Origin of the sequence: Parasphingorhabdus sp. (assembly GCF_036964675.1) — a bacterium.
GTDB lineage: Bacteria > Pseudomonadota > Alphaproteobacteria > Sphingomonadales > Sphingomonadaceae > Parasphingorhabdus.
The window spans coordinates 1-15391 of the sequence record NZ_JBALTF010000032.1 but is presented as its reverse complement, the minus strand read 5'-3'; the positions used below and the strand labels follow the sequence as shown (position 1 = coordinate 15391).

The 15391-nt window shown below is 57.6% G+C and carries 14 protein-coding genes and 1 pseudogene; 4 read left to right on the top strand and 11 right to left on the bottom strand.

The genetic code is table 11. From position 1 onward, the window contains the following. Positions 1 to 3 precede the first annotated feature (3 nt). The 4 genes from prsR to V7665_RS07425 all read right to left on the bottom strand — a co-directional run bounded on the left by prsR (position 4) and on the right by V7665_RS07425 (position 6439). Positions 4 to 1389: a PEP-CTERM-box response regulator transcription factor gene (gene prsR / locus V7665_RS07440; protein WP_335663903.1), complete on the bottom strand. Its 1386-nt coding sequence runs from the start codon at positions 1387 to 1389 to the stop codon at positions 4 to 6. Then, positions 1386 to 3482, bottom strand: coding sequence for an XrtA/PEP-CTERM system histidine kinase PrsK (prsK, locus tag V7665_RS07435; RefSeq protein ID WP_335663902.1), 2097 nt, complete (start codon positions 3480 to 3482; stop codon positions 1386 to 1388). Before prsK ends, prsR begins: the two co-directional genes overlap by 4 nt. 1 nt (position 3483) lies before the next feature. Next, on the bottom strand, positions 3484 to 4872 hold the full coding sequence (locus V7665_RS07430) for a TIGR03013 family XrtA/PEP-CTERM system glycosyltransferase (protein WP_335663901.1): 1389 nt from the start codon (positions 4870 to 4872) through the stop codon (positions 3484 to 3486). 175 nt (positions 4873 to 5047) lie between these two features. Beyond that, positions 5048 to 6439 (bottom strand): helix-turn-helix domain-containing protein, encoded by a 1392-nt coding sequence (locus tag V7665_RS07425; protein WP_335663900.1) that lies wholly within the window; start codon positions 6437 to 6439, stop codon positions 5048 to 5050. 196 nt (positions 6440 to 6635) lie between these two features. On the opposite strand from V7665_RS07425, the gene V7665_RS07420 reads away from it, so the two are divergent. Continuing rightward, a complete protein-coding gene (locus V7665_RS07420; protein ID WP_335663899.1) occupies positions 6636 to 7049 on the top strand; it encodes a hypothetical protein in 414 nt (137 codons plus the stop codon). Here the strand turns inward: V7665_RS07420 and V7665_RS07415 are convergent. From V7665_RS07415 to V7665_RS07390, 6 genes are all read right to left on the bottom strand, one after another. Then, positions 7046 to 7639: a DUF3501 family protein gene (locus tag V7665_RS07415; protein ID WP_335663898.1), complete on the bottom strand. Its 594-nt coding sequence runs from the start codon at positions 7637 to 7639 to the stop codon at positions 7046 to 7048. The two genes, V7665_RS07420 and V7665_RS07415, sit on opposite strands and share 4 nt — an antisense overlap. A gap of 63 nt (positions 7640 to 7702) precedes the next feature. Then, on the bottom strand, positions 7703 to 9034 hold the full coding sequence (locus V7665_RS07410; protein WP_335663897.1) for a (Fe-S)-binding protein: 1332 nt from the start codon (positions 9032 to 9034) through the stop codon (positions 7703 to 7705). Between the two features lie 107 nt (positions 9035 to 9141). Then, positions 9142 to 9561: a rubrerythrin family protein gene (locus tag V7665_RS07405; protein ID WP_335663896.1), complete on the bottom strand. Its 420-nt coding sequence runs from the start codon at positions 9559 to 9561 to the stop codon at positions 9142 to 9144. A gap of 162 nt (positions 9562 to 9723) precedes the next feature. After that, a complete protein-coding gene (locus V7665_RS07400) occupies positions 9724 to 10089 on the bottom strand; it encodes a hypothetical protein (protein ID WP_335663895.1) in 366 nt (121 codons plus the stop codon). Continuing rightward, entirely contained in the window at positions 10090 to 11400 is a 1311-nt protein-coding gene (locus V7665_RS07395; RefSeq protein WP_442955192.1) for an amidohydrolase, read from the bottom strand. Positions 11401 to 11540: 140 nt separating this feature from the next. Beyond that, on the bottom strand, positions 11541 to 12326 hold the full coding sequence (locus tag V7665_RS07390; protein ID WP_335663894.1) for a 3-hydroxybutyrate dehydrogenase: 786 nt from the start codon (positions 12324 to 12326) through the stop codon (positions 11541 to 11543). A 125-nt stretch (positions 12327 to 12451) separates the two neighbouring features. Here V7665_RS07390 and ypfJ point away from each other — a divergent pair, with 125 nt between their 5' ends. The 3 genes from ypfJ to V7665_RS07375 all read left to right on the top strand — a co-directional run bounded on the left by ypfJ (position 12452) and on the right by V7665_RS07375 (position 15156). Next, complete coding sequence (ypfJ, locus tag V7665_RS07385) at positions 12452 to 13360, top strand: KPN_02809 family neutral zinc metallopeptidase (RefSeq protein WP_335663893.1); 909 nt, start codon at positions 12452 to 12454, stop codon at positions 13358 to 13360. Between the two features lie 133 nt (positions 13361 to 13493). Continuing rightward, on the top strand, positions 13494 to 14642 hold the full coding sequence (locus V7665_RS07380; protein WP_335663892.1) for an alpha-hydroxy acid oxidase: 1149 nt from the start codon (positions 13494 to 13496) through the stop codon (positions 14640 to 14642). A 25-nt stretch (positions 14643 to 14667) separates the two neighbouring features. Further along, the gene (locus tag V7665_RS07375) at positions 14668 to 15156 is read left to right on the top strand and encodes a hypothetical protein (protein WP_335663891.1); all 489 of its coding nucleotides are present in this window, start codon (positions 14668 to 14670) and stop codon (positions 15154 to 15156) included. Positions 15157 to 15201: 45 nt separating this feature from the next. Here V7665_RS07375 and V7665_RS07370 read toward each other — a convergent pair. After that, positions 15202 to 15391, bottom strand: a pseudogene (locus V7665_RS07370) (hypothetical protein); the annotation flags it as partial.

The following is a 15391-nucleotide window of genomic DNA, read 5'->3' as shown; positions in this document are numbered from 1 at the left end:
GGTTCAGCTGGCTTGCTGCAACTTATATTGCTTGAGCAGATCATAGAGCGTCGGGCGGCTGATCCCGAGCAATTTGGCTGCATTGGAAATATTGCCGCTGGTCTGGGAAATGGCGCGCAGGATCGCCGAACGGTCGGCCGCTTCGCGCGCCGCTTTCAGGTTCAGCAGGTCCATTGCCTCATTTTCATCCACTTCCAGATCGAGATCTTTCGCGCAGATCATCTTGCCATCGGCCATGATCACGGCGCGCTTGATCCGGTTTTCCAGCTCGCGGACATTGCCGGGCCAGTGCCAGGCTTCGAGTGCCGCCAGCGCATCGGGAGCCAGTCCCTTCACCGCCGGATTGATTTCTTCGGCAAATTTTTTCTGAAAATGCCGGGCAAGCAGACTGGCATCGCCGGAACGACCGGACAGGGGCGGGATTTTGATCACGATCTCGGCCAAACGATAATAGAGATCTTCGCGGAACGCATTGTCCTTGATCATCTGGTCGAGATTCTGATGCGTCGCGCAGACGATCCGCGTGTCGACGGCAATCGCTTTGCGGCCTCCGATCCGCTCAATCATGCGCTCCTGAAGAAAGCGCAGCAGTTTCACCTGCAAAGGCAGCGGGATATCGCCGACTTCATCCAGAAAAAGCGTGCCGCCATCGGCTTGCTCGATCTTTCCTTCGGTCATCTTGATCGCGCCGGTAAACGCCCCTTTTTCATGGCCGAACAATTCGGACTCGAGCAGATTTTCGGGAATGGCCGCGCAATTGATGGCAACGAATGCCTTGTCGCGCCGGTCGCTCGAATCATGCAGGCCCTTGGCGAGCAATTCCTTGCCGGTCCCGCTCGCCCCGAGCAGCATCACCGAAGCATTGGTGTTGGCGACGCGCTCAACCATCTGCGCCACTTTCAGCATTTCCGGAGCACCGGTGATGATCTGGCCCAATATATATCGCTCGCCATTGCCCCTTGCGGCAAGACTGGCATTTTCCTGTTCCAGCTTGTGCACATGAAAGGCGCGGCGGACAATCAGGCCCAGTTCGTCGATATCCAACGGCTTCTGGTAAAAGTCCCAGGCACCGCCGGAAATCGCGCGCAAGGCACTGGCTTTTTCGCCATGACCAGAAGCAACGATGACCTTGGTGTCGGGTTTCAGGCTCAATATCGCATCCATGGTCGCGAAGCCTTCGGTGGTGCCATCGGGATCCGGTGGCAGGCCAAGGTCCAGCGTCACCACATCCGGCTCTTCCGCACGCAGCATTTCAATCGCCGATTCCCGGTCTCCGGCGATGATGACCTCAAAATCATCATAGGCCCATTTGAGTTGTTTTTGCAGACCCGGATCATCTTCAACGATCAGCAGCTTTTCTTTTCTTGGTTGGTTCTTGTCCGGCATCATGCGGCCCTTTCGTCTGCTGAAATTTCTTCCGGTAAATGTTTGGCGAGCGGCAGGATCAGCGTGAACCGGCTGCCGACTCCTTCCACGCTCTCGACTTCCAGACGCCCTTTCATCGCTTGCGCCAGTTCGCGGGCTTCATAGGCGCCGATGCCAAATCCACCCTGTTTGCTGGAGACAAACGGCTTGAAAAGCTGGCTGCGGATAAACTCGTTCGACATGCCCGTTCCCCGATCGCACACTTCAATGGCTACGCTCAGGTCCCGGCGATGGGCGTTGATGGTTATCGGCTGTTCTTCCGTGCTGGCGTCGATCGCATTCTGGATCAAATGGCCCAATATCTGATCCACTCGGGCGGGATCGGCAAAAACCGTCAGATCCTCGACCTGATTGCTTTCCAATTTGTGCAGAAGGCGTTTTTTCTCGATCGTGGACTGGATCAGTTCGCCGACTTTTACCGACTTCGGTTCTTCCGGATTGGACTTGTTATGCTGCGACAGTCGCTCGAGCAGGCCATTCATCTTGTCGGCTGAATCCTGCAATGTATCAATCATGTCGACCTGGAATTCGGGATTATCAGCATGGCGCTTGGCATTGCGGGCAAGCAGGCTGAGCTGGCTGACAAGATTTTTAATGTCATGCATGATGAACGCCATCCGGCGGTTGAACTCGTCAAATCTTTGCACTTCGGACAAAGATTCCTGACTGCGATACTCGGCCAGATAACTGGCAACCTGACGGCCGACAACACGGAGCATATCAAGATCTTCCCAGTCCAGCTTGCGGTTGACCCGTGGTCGCGCCAACAGCATCAATCCGGCAAGGCGGTCGAAATGGACCAGCGGAACCGCCACCCATATCCGCTCATCCTGGTTCATCCAGTCCGGGATCACGGCCGCGTCGCACTTGTCATCCTGACCGGCACGCAGCGTGTCAAATTCGACAATATGACTGGTGTCTTCAAAAAATGCCGACGTCCGGGCCATGCACGCGCGTGCCGGGACCTCGACCGAGGACCAGTTCCATCGCGATTGCAGCACCAGCTGGCCGGCATCGTCCGGCACCAGCAAAAGGCCGGCTGGTGAATCGGTGATATCCGCGATCGCCTTTATCACCCGTTCGTGAAAGGGCGCGCTGTCCGCACCCGGGCGGCCAATAGTATTGGTGAAGCGGATCCATTCCGACCGATAATCATAGCGGTGCTGGAAAAAATTCTTGGCCAGCTTGACCTTGAACCAGGCGCGGAACCGGCCCGATGGCAGCAGCAGCAAGGCACCAATGGTCGCGCCGAACAGAAAGCTGATCTGGGCAAGGCGCGCATAGTCACCACCAATGATTTGCAGCGCCGTCGCAATCACGACCATCATCAGCAGATAGCTGCCGATCGCCACAAGCGACAGCGAACGAAAGGCAACGCTGCGCGAAAGCTTAAGGTTCCATTCGGTATTGCGTATCGATGCCAGCGCCAATATCGGCGCAATAACCGCCATCATCGGCCCGCGCATGGCGTATAATTCCACCGGAGTCTGCTGGGTCAGATAGGTGATCGTGTACAGGTTGAGGTCAAAGGTCCAGATCGCGGCCAGCGAGGCCATCGGCAGCCGGATCCCCCAACGGGTTTCCGGTGCGGTAATCGAATAGAGATTGTGGACCAGCACCAGCGCACCCACGGCAAAGATCATCCGCAGCACCAGCGAGGTATATAGGGTAACCCCTTCGAGACGCGGGCTTCCGGCAAAAGCAGGAAGCAGGGAATCGACCAGCATCTGGCCGACCAGGACAAAGGTCAGTGCGACATAGATGGTATTGACCGTCTTCGGTTCATCGCGCCCTTCCCCGGCCCGCAGCAGGATGAACATGAAGGCCAGCCAGCCAAAATTGCGCAACGTTTCGGCAAATCGGGAAATTGGCGAAAAATAGCCCTCGACCGCAATAGAAAGCGCCCAGAAACTGGTCAGCGCGATCGCAATGATCAGCCAGATATGCTTGTCATTGCGATCGGCCGTGCGCTGATATTGCCAGATCGCCAGCGCGCCAAACAGGGCCGCCGCAATGCCGTGCCCGAACAGGCTGATATAATCGAGAAGCGTCACCATCTCAGCGCGCTCCCTCTGGCCACAATACCACGCGAATGGTCTGCAAGATGATCAGCAGATCCAGGAAGGGCGTATAATTTTTGGCATAATAGAGATCATATTCCAGCTTGTGCCGGGAGTCTTCGATCGACGCCCCATAGGGATAATTGATCTGTGCCCAGCCGGTGATACCCGGTTTGACGATATGTCTCTCGGCATAAAAAGGCATTTGGGTTTGCAGATCGTCGACAAATTCCGGCCGTTCGGGACGAGGTCCGACGAAACTCATTTCGCCTTTCAATACGCTCCAGGCCTGGGGCAGTTCATCGATGCGGACCTTGCGAATGAAGCGGCCGATGCGGGTGATCCGCGGATCATTCTCGCTCGCCCAGATCGCCTTGCCGCCAGCCTCGGCGTCAGCACGCATGGAACGAAGTTTGAGGATTTTGAATTTCTGACCATAAAGCCCGACTCGTTCCTGCTTGAAAAAGGAACCGCCGCGGCTTTCCAGCCTCACCAGCAGTGCAAACAGCAGAATCACCGGTCCAGTGAGCAGGAGCAACAGGAAACTCAGGAATATGTCGAAACCCCGTTTGAATACGGTGGACAGCCGGCGCCCGGAGGAAAAGCCGTCCGAGAAAATGAACCAGCTCGGGTTCACGCTATCGAGATCAACGCGCCCGGTTTCGCGCTCCAGAAAGCTCGACAGGTCATTGACATGAACGCCGGTCGTCTTGATCGTCAGCAGATCGGCAACCGGAAGCGAATTGCGCCGCTCCTCGAGCGCCAGCACCACCTCACTGACTTCCAGATCGATCACATGTTGCGGTAGATTGGCGATATCCTGCCGTCGCACCGCACCGGCGATCTGGCTGGGGCCTTCATTCATGTCGACATAACCGGCGATGATGAAGCCGCTTTCCTGCCGCTTTTCGAGCACGGCGATACGCCCGGCGCGCGGACCGGCACCGAGGATCAGCAGCCTGCGCTTGAAGATATCGCTGTCGAGCATGGTCCCGAGCAAAATGCGGATCACCATCAGGAACAGGATTGCCAATAGCATGGCGTAGAGCGAATTCGAGCGCCAGAGCGTGATGCCGGGCATCGCGAATGCCAGCAACGACAGAAAAATCACCCCCAGAGAAATCGCAACCATGATCCGGGCAGCGGCGAAACGCAGGGATTGCAAGGCTTCGGGTCCGTAAACGCCTACCGCGATCAGCGCCAGCTGGAGGGCGAAGGCAAAACTGAAAATCGGTGCTGGCCGGTCAAAGATTGACCCGACCGCCATGTCAATCTGGGTCGCACGCAATATCCAGCCGGCTTCCGCCGCCATCAGCAACAGCAGAAAATCGATCAAACCCAGAAAAATAACCGGATAAGGAATATAATGTTTGAACAATCGGATCATATCGCACGCGGTCTTTCCTCGGTTCGTATCGCCCATAAGGAAAATTGGTTATCTGTCGGTAAATTTTACAAATCAATTTCTGCGAAATCCCGCGATTTCGTCAAAATTGTTCAATATGCCGACAGTTTTACCCAATATGACACAGCGGATTCACGCTCCGATCCGGGCCCCGAGCCTAGTCGTTGACGAAATCAAATGGCGTCAATCCGCGTTCGCGTTCGTCAAATTTGAGGGCCCGGCTGCGCGGTGGCGCGGACCGCTGCGAACATTGTGGCCGGGTACAGGCCGAACAGCCCAGTCCGATGGCATCCGCATGCTCGATGCTCAGATCTTTTCCGCGCGCATAATGCAGCGTCGACGCAACATCAGCGGAAACGCCCAGACCGATGGCAAAGGCCGGCGTATATCCGCCCGCACCGGAGCCGATACCCTGTACCGCACGAGACAGGGTGAACCATATCGAACCATCTTCCAGAGCCACCAGCTGCGAGCGGATTTCTGCCGGCTGTTCGAACACGCGGTGAATATCCCAAAGCGGACAGCGATGAGCGCTTTCCACCAGCGGGGCATTGCTGGCGCCGGCATAGCGTTTGGAGATCATGCCGGAGCGATCGATTCGAACCATGAAAAACGGCAAGCCCCGCGATCCGACTCGCTGCAAAGTGGTCAACCGATGGGCAACCTGCTCAAAACCGGCACCGAAACGGCGCTGGAGCAGCTGGATACGATAGCCGCTCTGCTCACACGCTTTCAAAAACCGCTCATATGGCATCATCAATGCGGCGGCAAAATAGCCGGACAAGTGGCGGCGGAACAATTTTTCGGCGGCACGGTCGGTAAAATTCCCGCCCGATGCCAGCGCATCAATTTCTCCCTTCGCCTCGATCTGGCCAAGCAGCAGCGCCGCCTGGAACGTGCGAGAAGCCGGATCGAGCATTTCCGAAAGCTGCAGCTGCCGGGCGTGGAGATCAAGCCGGCGCAGCTTGTCGGACAGCACGGTTTCCGGCAGAATCCGGATCATCAACTGGTGTTTGACCCGGAGCCTTTCCGTTATCGCACCATAGAGATCGCCGGCACCAAGCCGCAGTTCATCGGCAAGTTGCTCGGCCATGCTATCGAGATCAGCAAAATGGTTGCGCCAGCGCTCGATTTCCCGGCGAACCGCCTGAATCGGATCGGGCGCGCTGCTTTCCCCTGTTTCACCACCTGTCTTGCTATTGTCAAAAAGGCGTACAAAAGCTTCCGCCGTATTGGGCGACGCGATCAGCCATTCTTCCAGTTCCGAGCGATCGATGGACAGGTCTTCAAACATCGGGTCGGCCAGTCGCTGCCGGATGGCATCGATTCCGCCACCGGGTTCTGCCGCGATCAATTGCCTCGGATCAAAGTCGAACCTTTCCGCCAGCAGCAGCATCAAACGGGCGCTCAACGGCCGCTGGTTGCGTTCGATAAGATTGAGATAGCTCGGCGAAATATCCAGCGCCTCAGCCAGAGCGACCTGAGTCATCGCGGCGCTGCGGCGAAGCCGTTTGATCGCCGCACCGGCAAAAAGTTTCTGATTGGTCATGCGGCAGCTATGTAAATTTATTTACAGAAATTCAAGTCGAATTGAGTTTGTTAACAAGATGCGGGCCAACCGACAAACACCCAATCGAATGATATCGGCGAACCATCGGTTCCTGGCCGGGTTCCAGAGGGTAAATATTTCTTAACCGCACCAGTCTATTTCCGGTCGGGAATTTGAAAGAAACTGGTGCTCCGCTATGCTCAAAGAATCGATCCTGTTTGTCGCGTCCACCGGGCTGCTGATCTATATCTTCACGCCGTCGGACGAGCCGTCCAAAGTGGAACCGGTCAAGGAACAGGTGCAGGAAACGGTCGAACCTGCTGTCCAGACATCAGATGTCAGCTGGGACTATGATGAGGATGAGGCAGCAGACGACGACACTTTTGTCTTCGGAGAACCGATGACGGTTACCGACAGCGCGGGTGATGAAGAGTCCGGGGACGAAGATTCCAGTGCCAATCGCCTGGTACCAGCAACCGATAGCGGGTCAAAGAGCCGATCTTATGTCAGCGGCGGAAATCAGCCCGCTGCAAACAATCCTCGACCAGGCGCGCCGGGCAGTATCGAAAATCCGCTTGAATCAAAACCCAGACACTCGCCGGACAACTAGTCCAGATCCCGGGCCATATCGCGGCGGCATTCGTCGCTGATGATCGCGGCATGGCCATAATTGGGATGGTCAATCTGGACCATCACCTGCCCGTCCATGCTCTTCCAGATCGCCGCCTGTTCGCTGGTCAGCGGGAAATGGACAAATTGCACCGCACTGGCCTTGCCATCCGCGCGGGTGCGGTCGATATCCTGCTCCGGCTCGGCCGTTACTTTCTGATCACCAATGATCAGGTGGATATGCCGGTCAACGCCGCCCAGCGTCTTCAGAAAGGCGGTGCGGCGCTCTTCCTCATCAATTTCAAACATCAACGTACCGGTAAATTCCGATCCGTTCGGCACCATCGGATTATAGGCGGCCAGTTCATCGGTCAGCTGCTCGTCGCCCCCTTTTTCAATGCGGAGCATTTCCTGGATTTGCAGCCACATGCTTTCCCAGCTTTCAAACTGGATCGTCGCATAGGGACCGATAGCAATCCGCCGGAACTTCTTGCGCAGGATAGATTCCTGCCGCTTTTCCGTGCGGATCGACTCATAGTCCTGAAGCGAGATAATATCATCTCTGGTGATTTCATGTGTATCGCGGGGCATTGTTGATCCTCAAAATATGGTTCGTACTTCCGGCGAAAGCAGCTGTCTAAATCTGGTTCGCCATCAAAATCCGTAGGCCTTGGCCAGCAGTTCGATCGGGTGTCCGATCCGCTCGGGTACATCTGCCTGACCACCGCTTTCCATGATCTGTTTCAGATGCGGTCCGGCCAGCGGGCATTCGCTGACCATATAGTCGGGAGCGCCTTTCGCGACCGCGCGGGCAGCCGGGCGACCGACCTTGACCGCCTTGTCGAAATTTTCCTTGAAAATTCCCCATTTGCCGCCGTGGCCGGAACAGCGTTCGGTAATAGTCGCCGTCGTTTCCGGAATCAGCTTCAGCATTTCCATCGCCTTTGGCCCCATATTCTGGGCGCGGCTGTGGCAGGCAAAGTGAATGCCGATCCTGGCATTCATCGGCGCTATTTCCATCAAGCCCTTGTCCTTGGCAATCTCGACGACATATTCGCTGAGATCGCGCGTGGCCTTGGCCAGTTTTTTCACCGCCTCATTGTCCGGCAGGATCAGCGGCCATTCGAATTTCATCATCAACGCACAGCTTGGGGTCAGCGCGACAATGTCATAGCCTTGGTCGATGATCGGCTCGAAATAGGCCGCGACTTCTTCTGCCGACGATGCCACCGCTGGCAGATCGCCATTTTCCAGTTTCGGCATGCCGCAGCAGGCCGGATATTCGACCCGGGTCTGGACGCCGTTATGGGAAAGCACGGCGAGCGCTGCCTTGCCCGCGGTCTGGTCGTTGAAATTGCCATAACAGGTTGCGTAGATCGCCGCCTTGCGACCGAAAGCCGGTGCATCGCTATTGGCAACCGGACCGTGGCCGACATGTTGATAGGTCAGCGGCACATCTTCAAATTTCGGCAGATGGGCGCGCTTGTCGATACCGGCGACACTCTGCAACAAGCCGCGCGTCAGACCGTTGTCCTGCTTTGTCGCCCAATTGGTAAGGCCGGAGACCGTGCCCGCCAGCACGGCATTGCGATCCATTTCGGCAAGCTGCTTGTCGACAAATCCGGTCTTGCCCTTGCGGTTCTCGACCGCCCGGTGGCGCAGCATCAGATGCGGGAAATCGAGATCAAATTCATGCGGCGGCACATAGGGGCATTTGACCATGAAGCACATGTCACACAACGTGCAGGCATCGACGACATTCTTGATATCACCAGCGCTCAGATCGTCGACTTCCTCATTGGGACTTTCGTCGATCATGTCGAACAGTTGCGGAAAGCTGTCGCACAGGTTGAAGCAACGGCGGCAACCATGGCAAATGTCAAAGACGCGGCGCAGTTCCTGATCCAGCGCTTCCTCATCATAGTAGGATTCCTCCTGCCACGCTATCGGATGCCGCGTCGGCGCGCCCAAACTGCCTTCTGTCATGCTATGCTCCCTGTCGCCCTGGGGCGGAAACTACAAGTGAACGGATCGTGCCGCCGCCCTTTGGGAGGAGGGAGGTGGCGACGACACAATCCGTTGGATGAAAACTATTAAGCGTCCATCGATTCCAGGGTTTTCTGGAATTTGCCAGCGTGGCTCTTTTCCGCTTTTGCAAGCGTTTCGAACCAGTCGGCAATTTCGTCAAAGCCTTCTTCGCGGGCAGATTTCGCCATGCCCGGATACATATCGGTATATTCGTGGGTTTCGCCCGCAATTGCCGATTTCAGATTGTCAGCGGTCGGTCCGATCGGTTCGCCGGTTGCCGGATCGCCAACTTCTTCGAGAAATTCGAGATGACCATGGGCGTGGCCGGTTTCACCTTCTGCCGTCGACCGGAACACGGCCGCAACATCATTATAGCCTTCAATGTCGGCTTTCTGAGCGAAATAAAGATAACGACGGTTGGCCTGGCTTTCCCCGGCAAATGCGTCCTTCAGATTTTGTTCGGTTTTGCTTCCAGCAAGTCCCATAGTCTTCTCCTATTGGCGTGAATGAACTGTCTACCGACTTTGAGAATCGGATTGCCGTCAGGTTACCCTCGCGCGGGATCGCACTCCATCGAATTTTTTGATCTTTGATGATCGGAATAATCGATCAATATATTGCGACTTATTCGCAATAACGATCATTCATCAGGGGCAACGCTGCAGCTGATAGACGTCGGGCGCGATGGTGAAAACAAATCGGTCCTGATCGACGATCGTCACCGGCCCATCCATCCGAAAACGCCCGCCCGCCTCGCCGGTATCCTCGTCAATGGCAAGATCGTCGAGCCTCAACACCAGCTCGCCCTCCTCCCAGGTCCAGTTGCCGATCAGATCCTCGGAGACAAAATTCCCGCCGGACATCATCGTCCAGTTGGTTGGAGCCTTGCAGTTTTCATCGAGAAACGTCCAGCGCCCCTCGAAATAGGACGGGCCCGTTTCGGAAGCCTGCGGCCCGGCCATTGCCGTTCCCGGCAAGGCCAGCGACGCAAACAGCAAACCCCGCCAACCCATTTATTTCTTCATGATCTGCAAGGTCGCCGCGGTCAGCGCCTCGGCACCGGTCATGATCACTTTTTCTGCATCGGGCGCCCAGGACGAACTGTGCAGCGACGGCAGCTTCGTGCCTTCGGTCAAAGACGCCTGATATTCCGCCATCGGCACACCGCCGACCCAGAAAATCATGCTGTTGATATTTTCATCGGCGCGGCGAAAGCGGCTGAAATCCTCACCGCCCATCACCGGTTTCGACTGCACGACGCGGTCCTTGCCAAAACGCGCTTCAAACAGCTTCGCCATTTCCAGCGTGAATTCCGGACTATTATAGGTGGCTGGGGTATATTCCGCATCGCGCACCGTTACGACCGGCATATGGTCCTCCGGCATGCCGGCGGCAATCGCCTCGCCGCGCGCGATCCGCTTGATCCCGTCGAGCAGCTTGGCCCGCGTTTCATCGCCATAGCTGCGCACGGTGATCAGCAGCAGCGCTTCGTCGGAAATGATATTATGCTTGGACCCCGCCTGAAAACTGCCGACGGTGACGACCGCTGGATCCTGCGGATCAATTTCCCGGCTTACCAGCGTCTGCAAGGCGCCGACAATGCGGCTGGCCAGCACGACCGGGTCTTTGGTCGTGTGCGGATAGGCCCCATGGCCGCCAACGCCCTTCACCTGGATATCGACGCTATCGACATTGGCCAGAGCGAAGCCCGGCGTATATCCGATATATCCCGCCGGTGCGCCGGCGGCATCATGAAAGGCCAGCGCATAGTCAGGCTTCGGAAAGCGGGTATAAAGTCCGTCTTCGAGCATCGCCAGAGCGCCCTCGCCGGTTTCCTCGGCCGGTTGCAGGATCATCACCAGAGTCCCGGACCATTCAGCCTTGCGCGCCGCCAGTTGCCGGGCCGTGGCCACCCAACCGGTCATATGGGTATCGTGACCGCAGGCGTGCATGACATAGGTATCATTGCCCTGGCGGGTCTTTGCCTGCACCTTTGAGGCAAAGGGCAGCCCGGTTTTTTCCTCGAGCGGCAAGCCGTCCATATCAGCGCGCAGCATGACCGTTGGTCCCTCGCCATTTTTCATAACCGCCACCACGCCGGTACCGCCGACTTTTTCGGTCACGGTGAAACCGAGACGCCGGGCTTCGGCGGCGAGCTTGGCGGCAGTGCGGACTTCCTCACCGCTCAGTTCGGGATTGCTGTGCAGATCGCGGTAGATGGCCATCAGCGAAGGCATGTCGGCCGCGATCGCGTCGTTCAGGCCGTCTGCCTGCGCCGGAGAGACCGCCAGGACCGACGCCGCCGCCAGCAAAGTCAATTTCATAAATTTCCGCATCATCATCCCCACTATTGCTTTGTGTCCCTGACTAATCCGATCAGCGACGCTTGTCAGTCGCAAAATTTCATTTTGCCGCTGGCACTGTCATCCCGTCGCCCGCGCTCCTGCAAAATAGCAGCCGCAGATCACTGCGCCGTCCAGCCCCCGTCGATCGAGATATTCGCGCCGGTAATCGACCGCGCCTCATCCTTGCACAGGAAAATCGCCAGCGCGGCGATCTGCTCGATCTGGACGAATTCCTTGGTCGGCTGAGGCGCCAGCAGCACGTCATTGATCACCTGGTCACGGGTCAGTCCCCGCACTTCCATGGTATTGGGTATCTGTCCCTCGACCAGCGGCGTCCAGGTATAGCCTGGCGAGATGGTGTTGACCGTGATCCCTTGCGTCGCCACTTCCAGAGCGACGGTCTTGCCAAACCCGTCAAGCCCGTGCTTCGCCGCATTATAGGCCGACTTATAAGGACTTGCGACCTTGCTGTGCATCGAACCGGTGTTGATGATCCGGCCCCAGCCCTTTTCCTTCATCCCCGGCAATACCGCCTTGGTGGTGTGGAAGGCGCTGTTCATGATGATATCCATCACCGCGTTCCATTTATCCTCGGGAAATTCATCGACCGGGGCGACAAACTGGATACCGGCATTGTTGATCAATATGTCGACCGCGCCCAATTGTTCGGCGCAATCGCTGCACATTTGCCGGATTTCTTCCGGCTTGGTCATGTCGGCATTGCTATAGGCCGCCTTGGCACCGCTCAGCGATTCCAGTTCCTGGCGCAGCGCTTCAATCTCGCCCGCATCGCCGAAGCCGTTGATCATCACCGCCGCGCCTTCCGCCGCCAGCGCTTTCGCGTAACCGCCGCCAATACCCGATGTGCTACCCGTAATCAGCGCCGTCTTGCCCTTTAGAAACATGCATATTCTCCTTTGCCGCAACCTTAAAACTGTCGCACCGGACTGCAATGCTTTTGTAAAAGAAATCAGCGCTACTTGCGCTTTTTCATGAATCAGGCGAATTGCGAATCGACGAGGAGACAAATATGCGCCTGGACGATCTGGACCCCAGCAAGAATGTTCGTGATCAGGGCCGCGGTGGCGGTCGGGGCTTTGGCGGCGGTGGTGGTGGCGGTCTTGGCCTGTTGCTCAGTTTTCTGCCGATGTTGCTGGGCCGGAAACTGGGTTGCGGAACGATCTTGCTGGTTGGCGGGGCTGTGCTCGCCTTTATGTATTTTAGCGGCGGCGGGCTGCAACTGGCCGACGGAACCGGCGCTGGCGGATTCCAGTCACAGAGTTCTGGCGCCAATGTCGCCTGTGATACGCAGGAAGAACTTTTCGCCTGTCAGGTGCTGGCTTCCACCGAACAGACATGGGGGAAATTGTTCGAGCAGCAGGGCGAACGCTATCGCCCGGCCACCCTCACCTTTTATGACCAGACGGGAGATTCAGGCTGCGGCACAGCGCAGGCGGCGATGGGGCCTTTCTATTGCCCGGCGGATCAGGGCGTCTATCTCGACACCAGTTTCTTTCGCGAAATGTCGACCCGCTTGGGCGCCAAGGGCGATTTTGCCCAGGCCTATGTGATCGCGCATGAGGTCGGCCACCATATCCAGAATCTGGCCGGTGTCGCCGACCAGGTCAGCAAGGCCCAGCGCACCGCGAGCAAGGCAGAAGGCAATGCGCTGCAGGTCCGGATGGAATTGCAGGCGGATTGCTACGCCGGAGTCTGGGCGGCGCAAAATGCCGACCGGATGGAACCCGGCGATGTCGAGGAAGGGTTGAACGCAGCCCACGCCATCGGCGATGACACATTGATGCGCGGCGCTGGCCAGCGGCCGGTCGAAAGCATGTTCACCCATGGCAGTTCCCAGCAGCGCATGGCCTGGCTGCGCAAGGGCCTGCAGACCGGTGATCCGGCTGCGTGCGATACTTTTGCCAGAGGGGCAGTATAAACAAGAGAGCGTCGCTCCTGCCCGCACGACCAAGGTGGCTTGCGGGACGCGCGCGTTCGTCTAGACTCGATGCCTGAACATTGGATAAGCTGCGAAACGCAGAGGCGCAGCCACGCCTAACCGAAAGACTATTATGAATATCTCGGATTGCCACAACGTAAACGACTTCCGCGCGCTGGCCAGGAAACGCCTGCCCTTTCCGATATTCGACTATATCGACGGCGCGGCAGATGACGAGGTGACGAGGCGGCGCAACACAGAGGCCTATGAACGCTGCGATCTGGTGCCCAATGTTCTGACCGGTGTCGAGCATATCGACATGAGCACGACGGTGATGGGGCAGAAGCTGGCGATGCCGCTGTTCCTCTCCCCCACCGCCCTGCAGCGCCTGTTCCACTGGCAGGGCGAGCGCGCCGTTGCCCGGGCGGCAGAGAAATTCGGAACTTTTTTCGGCATTTCCTCGCTGGCCACGGTGAGCATCGAAGAAATTGGCTCGAGCATCAGCACGCCAAAAATGTTCCAGCTCTACGTTCACAAGGACAAGGATCTCAACCGGTCGATGGTCGAGCGCTGCAAGGCGGCAAAATTCGATGCGCTGACGCTCACGGTGGATACGATTGTCGGTGGCAATCGGGAGCGCTGCCTGCGGTCGGGCTTCACCAGCCCGCCCCGGATCACCCCGACCAGCTTCTGGAGCTATGCGGCGAAACCCGCCTGGGGCCTGAACTACATGTTCCGCGAGAAGTTCGAGCTGTCCAACCTGAAGGATCATGTGTCCGAAGGCAGCAGCGTGCCCAATTCGGTCGCCGACTATTTCACCAACATGCTTGACCAGTCGCTCGACTGGGCGATGGCCGAGGAGATTGCCAAGGACTGGGGCGGCGAATTTTGCCTGAAAGGAATCATGTCGGTCGCTGATGCGAAGCGCGCGGTCGATATCGGTGCGACCGCGATCATGGTGTCCAATCATGGCGGGCGGCAACTGGATGGCAGCCGCGCGCCGTTCGACCAGCTCGCCGAGATTTGCGATGCGGTCGGCGACAAGCTCGACGTGATTTGCGATGGCGGCATCACCCGCGGCAGCCATGTGCTCAAGGCACTCAGCGTCGGTGCCAAGGCCTGCTCGGGCGGGCGACTCTATCTCTATGCCCTCGCTGCTGCCGGACAGCCCGGAGTTGAGCGAATCCTTTCTTTGCTGCACGCCGAGATTGAACGTGATATGAAACTGATGGGCATCACCGCGGTTGATCAATTGAACCGGGACAATCTTCGTTTACGATAACCGGCGCGCTCAGAGGATTGATATGATGAAAAAGATACGCTTGGGCGGCACTTTATTGCTCGCTCTCATGGTCGGGACCGCTGCACTCGCGCAACCCGGTGCACAAGAGGACTCCACGCTGGAATCGGCGGGCAACAAGGTCACCGAACCGTTTGACGGCAAGGAAGTACCCCAGAAGCTGATAGATATTCAGGATGAGCCTTATTCGCTCAGCGGTATGCGCGGCTGCGCCGCAATCATCGCGGAAGTCAGGGACCTCAATGATGTTCTGGGTCCGGATGTCAACGAACGCGTGAACAAGAGCCTCGGCAAAAAGCGCGAAGCAACCGCGGCCCGGGTGGCGGGCAGCGCGATTGGCTCGATCATCCCGTTCAGCGGTATTATCGGCGAGGTTACCGGCGCCAATGCCGAGCGGCGGCGTTATAATGAGGCTGTCTATGCCGGCACCGTCCGGCGCGGCTTCCTGAAAGGCGTCGGCCTGCAAAAGGGATGCAAGGCACCCGCCCGGCCTTAAAACTCCCGGAACATCTTCCGGCGTTTTCGATCGGCCCGGCTTTTCCTATCCGAACGTGCCGACAAAAAACCACAAGGCGATGGCGGCCAGCATCACTGCAAATGCCCGCCGCGCCAATAATGTGTAGGGACCTGTGCTGAGCCAGCCATGGGCCCGGCCCGCAAGCAGAACGATGATGATATGGATCGACGTGGCGATCGCGAGATAGGCAATCGATAGCTGCAGCGTTTGCATC